The 10,431-nt window shown below is 55.6% G+C and carries 7 protein-coding genes; all 7 read left to right on the forward strand.

The features are described 5' to 3' along the window. Window positions 1-194 precede the first annotated feature (194 nt). Window positions 195-2,180: a class I SAM-dependent DNA methyltransferase gene (locus EI28_RS10975; protein ID WP_048114829.1), complete on the forward strand. Its 1,986-nt coding sequence runs from the start codon at window positions 195-197 to the stop codon at window positions 2,178-2,180. Continuing rightward, complete coding sequence (locus tag EI28_RS10980; RefSeq protein ID WP_048114831.1) at window positions 2,177-4,408, forward strand: DUF262 domain-containing protein; 2,232 nt, start codon at window positions 2,177-2,179, stop codon at window positions 4,406-4,408. The genes EI28_RS10975 and EI28_RS10980 overlap by 4 nt, the downstream gene beginning before the upstream one ends. Before the next feature lie 63 nt (window positions 4,409-4,471). Continuing rightward, entirely contained in the window at window positions 4,472-5,278 is an 807-nt protein-coding gene (locus EI28_RS10985) for a TIGR02391 family protein (RefSeq protein WP_048114834.1), read from the forward strand. After that, on the forward strand, window positions 5,275-6,741 hold the full coding sequence (locus tag EI28_RS10990; RefSeq protein WP_052379734.1) for a restriction endonuclease subunit S: 1,467 nt from the start codon (window positions 5,275-5,277) through the stop codon (window positions 6,739-6,741). Before EI28_RS10985 ends, EI28_RS10990 begins: the two co-directional genes overlap by 4 nt. Further along, complete coding sequence (locus tag EI28_RS10995) at window positions 6,738-6,998, forward strand: hypothetical protein (protein WP_048114837.1); 261 nt, start codon at window positions 6,738-6,740, stop codon at window positions 6,996-6,998. Before EI28_RS10990 ends, EI28_RS10995 begins: the two co-directional genes overlap by 4 nt. A gap of 223 nt (window positions 6,999-7,221) precedes the next feature. Beyond that, window positions 7,222-9,996, forward strand: a complete 2,775-nt coding sequence (locus EI28_RS11000) for a type I restriction endonuclease subunit R (protein WP_197018499.1) — start codon at window positions 7,222-7,224, stop codon at window positions 9,994-9,996. 247 nt (window positions 9,997-10,243) lie between these two features. Then, on the forward strand, window positions 10,244-10,431 hold a 188-nt coding region (locus EI28_RS14970), incomplete at its 3' end, for a hypothetical protein (protein ID WP_048114839.1).

Below are 10,431 nucleotides of genomic sequence, written 5' to 3' on the forward strand. Positions count from 1 at the left end.
ACACATAATAAGTGGGGATATAGATATGTTGTATAAATCGATAAGTGGGAATAAGGACAGCCTGTATGAAAATAGCCTATCTGCGTCTTCCGTTCTCCAAAATCCTCTCTGAAGGCTAGAGGAGAGTTATCGGAGAGAAAAATGTCTCATCTCGGTGGTTCGATGGTTTATCTGCCACCTCCCTGGAGTCGACCATGGAACAATCACAACTGAACTGGATCGTTAATTTCATCAGGGGAATCGCAGACGACGTTCTCCGCGACCTCTACGTTCGCGGTAAATATCGCGACGTTATACTGCCGATGACTGTCATACGGCGCCTGGATTCCGTGCTCGAGCCGACAAAGCAGGCTGTGCTCGAGATGAAGAGCACACTCGATGCGGCAGGGATCACCAACCAGGATCAGGCCCTCAGGCAGGCTGCAGGGCAGGCGTTTTACAATACTTCAAAGTTCACGCTCCGCGACCTGCGTGCTCGTTCAAGTCAGCAGCAACTTAAGGCTGATTTTGAGGCTTATCTCGATGGATTCTCCCCTAACGTACAGGATATTCTCGAAAACTTCGAGTTTCGTAATCAGATCCCCCGTCTCTCGAAAGCCGACAGGCTTGGAACTCTCATCGAGAAGTTCCTCGACCCGGCGATCAACCTGAGCCCCGAACCGGCCCATGCAGCTGATGGTTCGGTACGGCTGCCCGCCCTCGACAACCATGCCATGGGTACTATCTTCGAGGAACTCATACGCCGTTTTAACGAAGAGAACAATGAAGAAGCCGGCGAACACTGGACACCTCGCGATGCCGTGAGGCTGATGGCACGGCTCGTCTTCCTGCCGATCGCCGATGAGATCGAATCGGGTACCTATTTGCTCTACGACGGCGCCTGCGGAACCGGCGGCATGCTCACGGTGGCTGATGAGACCCTGATGGAGATTGCCCGCGAGCGTGGCAAGCAGGTTACCACCCACCTTTACGGCCAGGAGATCAACGCCGAGACCTATGCCATTGCCAAAGCCGACTTCCTGCTCAAAGGTGACGGTGACGAAGCGGATAACTTGGTCGGCGGCCCCGAGTATTCGACGCTCGCGAACGATGCCTTCCCTTCCCACGAGTTCGACTTTATGCTCTCCAACCCGCCCTACGGCAAGAGCTGGAAGACCGATCTGGAGCGTATGGGTGGCAAGAGCGGGATGAAGGATCCGCGTTTCATCATCGAGCATGCGGGTGACCCGGAATATTCGCTTGTAACCCGGTCAAGCGACGGTCAGATGCTCTTTCTTGCGAACATGCTCTCCAAGATGAAGCACAACACCCGGCTTGGTAGCCGCATCGCCGAAGTCCACAACGGCTCCTCGCTTTTCACTGGCGACGCCGGCCAGGGGGAGAGCAATATCCGCCGCTGGATCATCGAGAATGACTGGCTCGAAGCGATCATTGCATTGCCGCTGAATATGTTCTACAACACCGGCATTGCCACCTACATCTGGGTGCTCTCGAACCGCAAGCCGGAGCACCGGCGCGGGAAGGTGCAACTCATCGACGCTACGCAGTGGTACAAGCCGCTCCGGAAGAACCTGGGCAAGAAGAACTGCCAGTTCTCCGAGGAGGATTGCCAGCGGATCTGTGACGTCTTCCTCGCGTTTGAGGAGACCGAGCAGTCGAAGATCTTTGAAAACGCTGCATTCGGCTACTGGAAGGTGACGGTCGAGCGCCCCCTGAGGCTCAAGGGTATCGATGGAAACCGCGCCTACAGCCCTAAGGAGATCAAAGCGCTCAGGGAAAACTGTGGGCGTGACGAGAAGGCCCCGGCGGTAATAAAAAAGATCCACAAGCCCGGCAAGGTCGAACCGGATCCGCTCCGCGGGCTCTTCGAGGCCGTCATCGATGGTAAACGCTGTGTTGTGGAGTACGAGCCAGATGGCGACCTTCGTGACACCGAGCAGATACCGCTCCTGGAAGAAGGCGGCATTGAGGCCTTCCTCCGCCGCGAGGTGCTGCCCCACGCACCCGATGCCTGGTTCGACGAATCGAGCATGAAGATTGGCTACGAGATCAGCTTCAACCGTTACTTCTACAAGCCCCAGCCGATACGGACGTTAGAGGAGATACGGGCCGATATCCTGGCGGTGCGGAAGGAGAGCGAGGGATTGTTGGATGAGATCGTTGGGGGTGGCGGACAGTGAAGGATGCGCAGAAACCCGACCACGTCAGCCTGGACACACTGATCACGCGCCTCAAGGAGGGTCGCTACGTCATACCCGATTTCCAGCGCGAGTTTGAGTGGAATCCCTGGGATATCGAGGCGCTGATGCGGTCAATATTCCTCGATTACTACATCGGCAGCCTGCTGCTGTGGAGGAGCAAGCAGGAAAGTTTTGAAGCGCTTTCCTGTGAGAGTATCTACGGGCATTCAGGGGAGAGTCGACCAGAGTATATCGTGCTGGACGGACAGCAGCGACTCACGGCCATGTACTATGCCTTTCTTGCCCCTGATATTCCTCCACCGCGACGGACAAACCGTGCTTTCTACTTCATTCGTGTTGATCGCTTCATGGCCGAGGAATACGACGATGCGTTCCATTACGAATGGCAAACAAAGCGCTTTTCGAGACTAATAGAGAATCGGCAGGAACAATACTTACAGCATATCTTCCCGCTCTCCATCGTGGGTGCAGGGGGTTGGGAACTGCCAAACTGGGTGCAGGGCTATGAACAGTTCTGGAAGGATAGGGCCCATGAGGCGAGTGAAGCAGGCGATTCAGTCTGTGCGAAGATCGCTGCCGACAATGCCGTAAATGCCCACGCTTTCGGTGAACATCTCAGGGCAATTACCCAGCAGTACCAGATCTCCTACATCGAGCTCGATCGTGATCTCGCCATAGACAAAGTCTGCGATATCTTCACCCAGATCAACAGCCGCGGCATCCGGTTGGACGTATTCGACCTCATGAACGCGCTGCTCAAGCCGAAGAATCTTCAACTCAAGCAGATGTGGCGCGACGCCAAGCCGCGCCTGGCATTTGTCAATACCGAGAAGATGAACGTCTATATCCTCCAGGTGATGTCTATTCTCCGGCAGGCATACTGCTCACCCAAGTATCTGTACTTCCTCCTGCCGGGTCAGGAGAAGCCGGTGCGTGATCCCGACGGAACCCGACGCAAGGAGGTGCTCATCCGGGACATCGCAGACTTTGATAAGCACTGGAACCTTGCGGTCGATGCGCTCGAGGCCGCGATAAAAATTCTATGCCACCCACAAGAATTTGGAGCGATCTCCCCCAAATATCTCCCCTATGTCTCCATCCTCCCTGCCTTCGCTGCGTTACAGGCCCATGTGAAGACGCTCCCGGTCAATCGTCGACTCGATGCCCAGCGGAAGATCCGACACTGGTACTGGGCTAGCGTCTTCACCAACCGCTATTCGGGCTCCGTGGAATCGACCAGTGCACGCGACTTTCTGGACGTCAAAGCCTGGCTTGAGGAGGATGGCGCGGAACCTGCACTGATCTCGGAGTTTAAGATACGTTTTACCTCTCTTGATCTGCGGAGAGAGATTAAGCGCGGGAGTTCGGTGTACAATGGCATCTTCAACCTGCTGGTATTGCAGGGGGCCCGTGACTGGATGACCGGCAATGTTCCGCAACATGACGACCTTGACGATCATCATATCGTTCCGGCATCATGGGGAGAAGCACACCTGCAGAAAAATCAGGTTCACACTATCCTGAACCGTACACCGCTCACTGAAGATACCAACCGGAATATCATCCGTGATCGGCTTCCGAATGCCTACCTGCCTGAACTTATCGCTGAGAACGGCGAATCGAACGTGCGTGCTATTCTTGAATCGCACTTCATCTCTCCCGCCGCGATGGAGATCCTCCTGCGCGATCCCTTCACACCCGATGACTTCGAGGCGTTTGTTACAGAGCGGCAACGTACCCTGCAACAGGCCGTAGAGAGCCTTCTCATCAAGGAACGGTTTGATCTACCGCCCCACCTGCGTGACCTGGATGAGGGTATCGAACAGGTGGAACTCGGTCTGCGTAGAATCATCGCAACGGCGCTCAAGGATGATCCGGCCGGGTTGCCGCCCCACTTACTGCAGAAGGCGGATGAACGCATCCTGGGTGCCGCCAGAAAGAACCCGGCAATGGATATTGAGCAGTACGGAACTCTTGCCGGGAAGCTGGAGTACTGCGACCTTCGTGAGTTGCAGAACATCATCGTGAGCAGGACCTTATGGCCGGTCTTCGAGCCGCGTTTTTCCAACAAAGATGCGTTGAACGTCAAATTCAATCAGCTTGCCGAGCTCCGTAACGGCATCCGCCACAGCCGCACTGTGGACGAGATCACGCGTAAAGAGGGCGAGGCTGCCATCCTCTGGTTTGAGCCGGTGCTGGGGAGATGAGATTGTGGCAATGATTGGTAGGAATGAGCGTTTGCTCTTTGGCATCGCCGGGAGATACTCGCAATGAGCGCCGTGCCATGCTTTTCAGAAGAGCAGATCGAGGCGTTGGCTCGCTTGCTCGGGGAGTGCGGAACCGGTTCGGATATTTCTCGTACACTAGATAATTGCGGGCTCGTGGACAAGTCCGGTCAGTCCACCAAATGGCGACGCCTTGAGTGGGTGTTTCTCGAATCCCAGAGACAATATCAATGCGCAAATCATGTGCTCAACTTCATCAGATCTTTCCTGATCCCCGTTCGTTTCACTGGGCAGAGCGATGTGTTCGAGATGCACCGCCAAGAACTCAATGTCATTCTGGCATTTTCCGGTATCGAATACGGTTCAGATGGGGATTTCCGGCAACGTGAAGTTGCGAAAACACTTGATGAAGCCGAAAGGCGTGTCAAAACAATTCAGGCGAAGTTCCGGGGCCGGCGCATACACCCCGAAGTCCTGAAGTACTGCCGAACCGAGCTCTTGCAGGACAACTACTTCCACGCAGTTTTCGAGGCGACCAAGGGTCTTGCACAGCGAATCCGCGACATGTCCGGGATCCAGGCAGACGGAGCTGCACTTGTGGATAGGGCATTTTCAATCGATCGACCACTCCTTGTTATCAACTCGCTTCGGACTGAAACGGAAAAATCAGAGCACAAAGGTTTTGCCATGCTCCTGAAGGGATGTTTCGGAGCCGCTCGAAATCCTCTGGCTCATGAACCGAAGATCCTATGGGAAGGTGAAGATGATGCAGCAGACTACCTATCGCTAATTTCACTTTTACATAGGAAACTGGATGATTGCGTACCAACAGGGCTGGGGGACACGAAATGATCCGTGACCTCAAGCCCTATCCTGCTTACAAGGATTCAGGGGTGCCGTGGCTCGGAGAGGTCCCGGAGCATTGGGGGGTGCTGAGACTTCGGAATGTTGCTGAAATGCGCGTTAGTAGCGTCGATAAACATACTGAAGATGATGAGCAACCTGTCCGTCTATGCAATTACGTCGACGTCTACAAAAACGATCGCATTCGAGATCGAATGACGTTCATGCACGCAACTGCGTCTGTGGATGAGATCGAGCGATTTAGACTTCAGATCGGCGATGTTCTTATCACCAAGGATTCGGAAGCATGGAACGACATCGGTGTACCGGCACTTGTCGAAGAGTCAGCGAATGATCTTGTTTGCGGATACCATTTGGCACTACTGCGCCCATTTCGCGACCGACTCTACGGTGACTATCTACTTCGTGCACTGCAGAGCACCGCCGTTTCATATCAGTTTCACATCGAGGCAAACGGGGTAACGCGGTATGGACTGTCGCACGCGGCCATCAAGTCAATATGGCTCCCGCTCCCGTCCCTCCCTGAACAGTCCACCATCGTCCGCTTCCTTGACCACATCGACCGGTGCATCCGACGCTCCATTCACGCAAAACAGAAGTTAATCAAGCTGCTGGAGGAGCAGAAGCAGGCCATCATCCATCAGGCCGTCACCCGCGGCCTCGACCCGAACGTGCGCCTCAAGCCCTCCGGCGTTGAGTGGCTTGGGGAGGTGCCGGAGCATTGGGAGATTGTTGCACTTCGGCTACGTTACAATCAATGCCTCGGTAAAATGCTTGACTCAAAACGTATCAAAGGCGAGCACTCTGTCCGATACCTACGCAATCAAGATGTTCAATGGGATTGGATTAACACATCTGATTTACCCGTGATGGATATTGCACCTGAGGAATATGAACGATATACTTTGAAGTCAGGCGATCTCCTTGTTTGTGAAGGAGGAGAGGTTGGTCGGTGTGCGATTTGGCAAGGGGATAGTGAAGTTTTCGGGTTTCAGAAGGCATTGCACAGGCTGCGACCGCACTCAATGATACTTGACGAACCACGATTCATGTACTACCTACTGATCGTTGCATCAAGATCTGGAGCATTTGCTGACGGACATGAGAGCACCATTGCACACCTGACTGGCGATAAATTGCGAAAACATCGCTTCCCATTTCCGCCCAAATTTGAACAATCAGCCATTGTTCATTTCCTCGATGGGATTGTGGCTACCATCGATCACGCCACCACCGCCACCAAGCGCGAAATCTACCTCCTCCTCGAATACCGGACCCGCTTGATCGCCGACATCGTCACCGGCAAACTCGACGTGCGTGCAGCGGCGGCATGCCTGCCCGACGAGGCCGAGGAGCCGGAGCCGCTCGACGATGCGGATATCCTGACTGAAGGCGATGAGCCCACCGAAGGCGCTGACCTTGAGGCCGTCGCCGGGAAGGTCGAGGCATGATGGTCAACCGCCCTACCGACCACCTCGCGAGCCCGCTTGTGGCGACCGGGCGGTTCACCCCCGGAGTTAGTGAAATATGGCCCCTGATGGGCAGCACTCAACGGGAGGGATACTTGATGGGTATGTATTCGGCGCACCTGCTCAGGGAGATCACAGTCAGCAGTGAAGCGGGCTATCAGTATATCTCCGGAGATCTGCCCCGGGTTTCTGTACTTGATGGGTACTTGATCGTTCCCTCCCAGGAGGCAGAATCATGACCTCCGACACCAGTGAACGCGGCCTCGAACGCCTGATCTGCACCGCCCTGACCGGCGCACCCTGCGACGCGCAGCCGAGCGGCGGCACGGTAGCTACCCACCAGCCTCCTATGGTGGTGCCGGGTACATCTGCGGCCGTCCCGGCGACTACGACCGCGAGTACTGTGTCGACCTCGCACAGTTCTCCCTCTTCCTGCGTGCGACGCAACCTGATTTCGCCGAAGTGCTCGAACTCAACAGCGACAACCCTACCCGGCGCAAGTTCCTCGCCAGGCTCCAGGGCGAGATCGCCAGGCGCGGCACCATCGACGTGCTGCGCAGCGGGCTCAAGCATGGCCCGCACCACATCGACCTCTTTTACGGCACCCCCTCGCCGGGCAACGCCAAGGCTGCCGAACGCTATGCCCTCAACCGGTTCAGCGTCACGCGCCAGCTCCGCTACAGCCGTGACGAAACACGGCATGCCCTCGACCTCTGCCTCTTCATCAACGGCCTGCCGGTCGCCACCTTCGAGTTGAAGAACAACCTGACCAAACAGACCGTCGAGGACGCAGTCCAGCAGTATAAACGCGACCGCGACCCACGGGAGAAGCTCTTCGAATTCGGCCGTTGCGTCGCGCACTTCGCTGTGGACGAGCATGAGGTGCGGTTCTGCACTCACCTCAAGGGAAAGGCGTCGTGGTTCCTCCCCTTCAACCAGGGCTACAACGACGGCGCCGGCAACCCGCCGAATCCCAACGGGCTCGAAACCGATTTCCTCTGGAGACACGTCCTCGCCCGCGAGAGCCTGACCGATATCCTGGAGAATTACGCACAGATTGTCGAGAAGAAAGATCGGAAAACCGGCAGAAAGAAGCGAGAGCAAATTTTCCCGCGTTATCACCAGCTCGACGTAGTCAGGAAACTCCTCGCCCACGCCGGGCAGTTTGGTGCCGGTCGACGCTACCTGATCCAGCACTCGGCGGGTAGCGGCAAATCAAACTCCATCGCCTGGCTCGCTCATCAACTCATCGGCCTGAAAAAGAATGAGAAGGAAGTATTCGACTCCATCATCGTCGTCACCGACCGGCGCATCCTTGACCAGCAGATCCGGGACACCATCAAGCAGTTCGCCCAGGTCTCCTCGACAGTGGGTCACGCCGAGCACTCCGGCGATCTCCGCCGGTTCATCGAGGCTAACAAGAAGATCATTATCACCACCGTCCAGAAGTTCCCCTTCATCCTCGATGAGATTGGAGGCGAACACCGGGGCCGCCGTTTCGCCATCGTCATCGACGAGGCGCACTCAAGCCAGGGTGGAAAGACATCGACAGCCGTCAGCATGGCGCTCTCCAGGGCCGGGGCAGCTGAAGAGGATGAGACCCCCGAGGATGCCGTCAACCGTATCATGGAGTCACGCAAACTCCTGCCCAATGCGAGTTACTTCGCCTTCACCGCCACGCCCAAGAACAAGACTCTGGAACTCTTCGGCGAGCCGTTCGAGGAAGAGGGACAGATCATGCACCGGTCTTTCCACAGTTACACCATGAAGCAGGCAATACAGGAGGGTTTCATCCTCGATGTCCTGAAGAGTTACACGCCTGTGAACAGTTACTACCGGCTGGTCAAGATGGTCGAAGGAGACCCGGAGTTCGACACCAAGCGGGCGAAGAAGAAACTCCGCCGCTACGTCGAGAGTCACGACCATGCCATCCGGCTCAAGGCCGAGATCGTGGTGGATCACTTCCATGAGCAGGTGATCGCGCTCGGAAAGATCGGCGGGGAGGCACGGGCGATGGTGGTGACGAGCAGCATCGAACGCGCCATCCAGTATTATCATGCCGTCCAGGAGTACCTGATCGAGCGCAGGAGTCCATACCAGGCTATCGTCGCCTTTTCAGGCGAGCATGAGTATGGCGGCACGAAAGTGACCGAGGCCTCACTCAACGGATTCCCATCAAACAAGATCGCCGACAAGATCCAGGAGCACCCATATCGGTTCCTAATCTGCGCCGATAAGTTCCAGACCGGCTATGACGAGCCGCTGCTCCACACCATGTACGTGGACAAGATACTGTCGGGCATCAAGGCAGTGCAGACACTCTCCCGCCTGAACCGGGCGAACCCGCTGAAGCACGACACCTTCGTGCTTGACTTCATGAACGACTCCGACACCATTCGCGAGGCGTTCGCCGACTACTATCGCACGACGATCCTCTCCGAGGAGACCGACCCAAATAAACTGCATGATCTGAAGGGAGAACTCGACGGCTACCAGGTGTACACGCCGGACCAGATCGAGACACTGGTTGAATTATACCTGAGCGATGCCGGCAGGGACCGGCTCGACCCGATCCTCAACACCTGCATTCACACCTACAAAGAAAACCTCGATGAAGATGGTCAGGTGGACTTCAAGAGCAAGGCGAAAGCATTCATCCGTACCTATGGTTTTCTCGCCTCGATCCTCCCCTATACCAACGCCGAGTGGGAGAAACTCTCGATCTTCCTGAATCTCCTGGTGCCCGGGCTCCCTGCACCCCGGGAAGAAGACCTTTCGAAGGGTATCCTTGAGATGATAGATATGGACAGTTATCGGGTCGAGAAGAAAGCCGCAATATCGATCCAGCTCCCTGATGCAGATGCCCGGATTGATCCAATCCCTGCCTTTGGCGGAGGGCGCCAGCCCGAACCTGAACTTGACAGGCTCTCAAACATTATCAAGACATTCAACGATCATTTCGGCAACATCTCATGGAGCGACGCCGATCGGGTCAATCGCCTGATCACCGAGGAAATTCCGGCCAGGGTTGCTGCCGACAGCGCATACCAGAACGCCCGGAACAACTCCGATAAACAGAATGCGCGTATTGAGCATGACAAGGCGCTGCTTCGTGTGATGACCGCTCTGCTCAAGGACGATACGGAGCTCTTCAAACAGTTTAGCGACAACGAAGGGTTCCGTCGATGGCTGTCCGATGCCATATTCGCGCTGACGTACACCGAAGCGAAGGTCTAATTGGCCTGAGTGCAACTGGTGGGAGATTCTGACAGGGAAATTCTCCATCGTCCACGAGCAGATGATTGTGATCAGCACTCTGTATGAATCTGTCATTCACCAGAGCATAACAAGCCCTGAAATTCCTTTTTTGATGAGTTGTACCGGGAAGAGGGACAATTGAGGCACGTTTGTGGATTACTGTGGCGGAGCAAACATGCAAAGATCATATTGCTCTGTAGGCGCCATCTTCTAATGGACGATTCTCATGCCGCCGATACTCAAGAACAGCGACCTAACCATCCCTCTCTACCAGGTGGGCTACGATGACGAGGATGAATTACAGGCAACGTTGGCGCAACATCCCGAACTCCTTCGTGAAGACACTGATGTTCCGCTCCGAACGGTGCGCCGGGAAGTGTCGATGGAAGGGCAATATCTTGACATTCTCATGGT

Origin of the sequence: Methanoculleus sp. MH98A (assembly GCF_000691865.1) — an archaeon.
Classification (GTDB): domain Archaea; phylum Halobacteriota; class Methanomicrobia; order Methanomicrobiales; family Methanoculleaceae; genus Methanoculleus.

Bases quoted from the DNA above. Each gene is read 5' to 3' on its own strand.
- EI28_RS10975 (WP_048114829.1), top strand. From the start codon at position 195: ATGGAACAATCACAACTGAACTGGATCGTTAATTTCATCAGGGGAATC.
- EI28_RS10985 (WP_048114834.1), top strand. From the start codon at position 4,472: ATGAGCGCCGTGCCATGCTTTTCAGAAGAGCAGATCGAGGCGTTGGCT.
- EI28_RS10990 (WP_052379734.1), top strand. From the start codon at position 5,275: ATGATCCGTGACCTCAAGCCCTATCCTGCTTACAAGGATTCAGGGGTG.
- EI28_RS10995 (WP_048114837.1), top strand. From the start codon at position 6,738: ATGATGGTCAACCGCCCTACCGACCACCTCGCGAGCCCGCTTGTGGCG.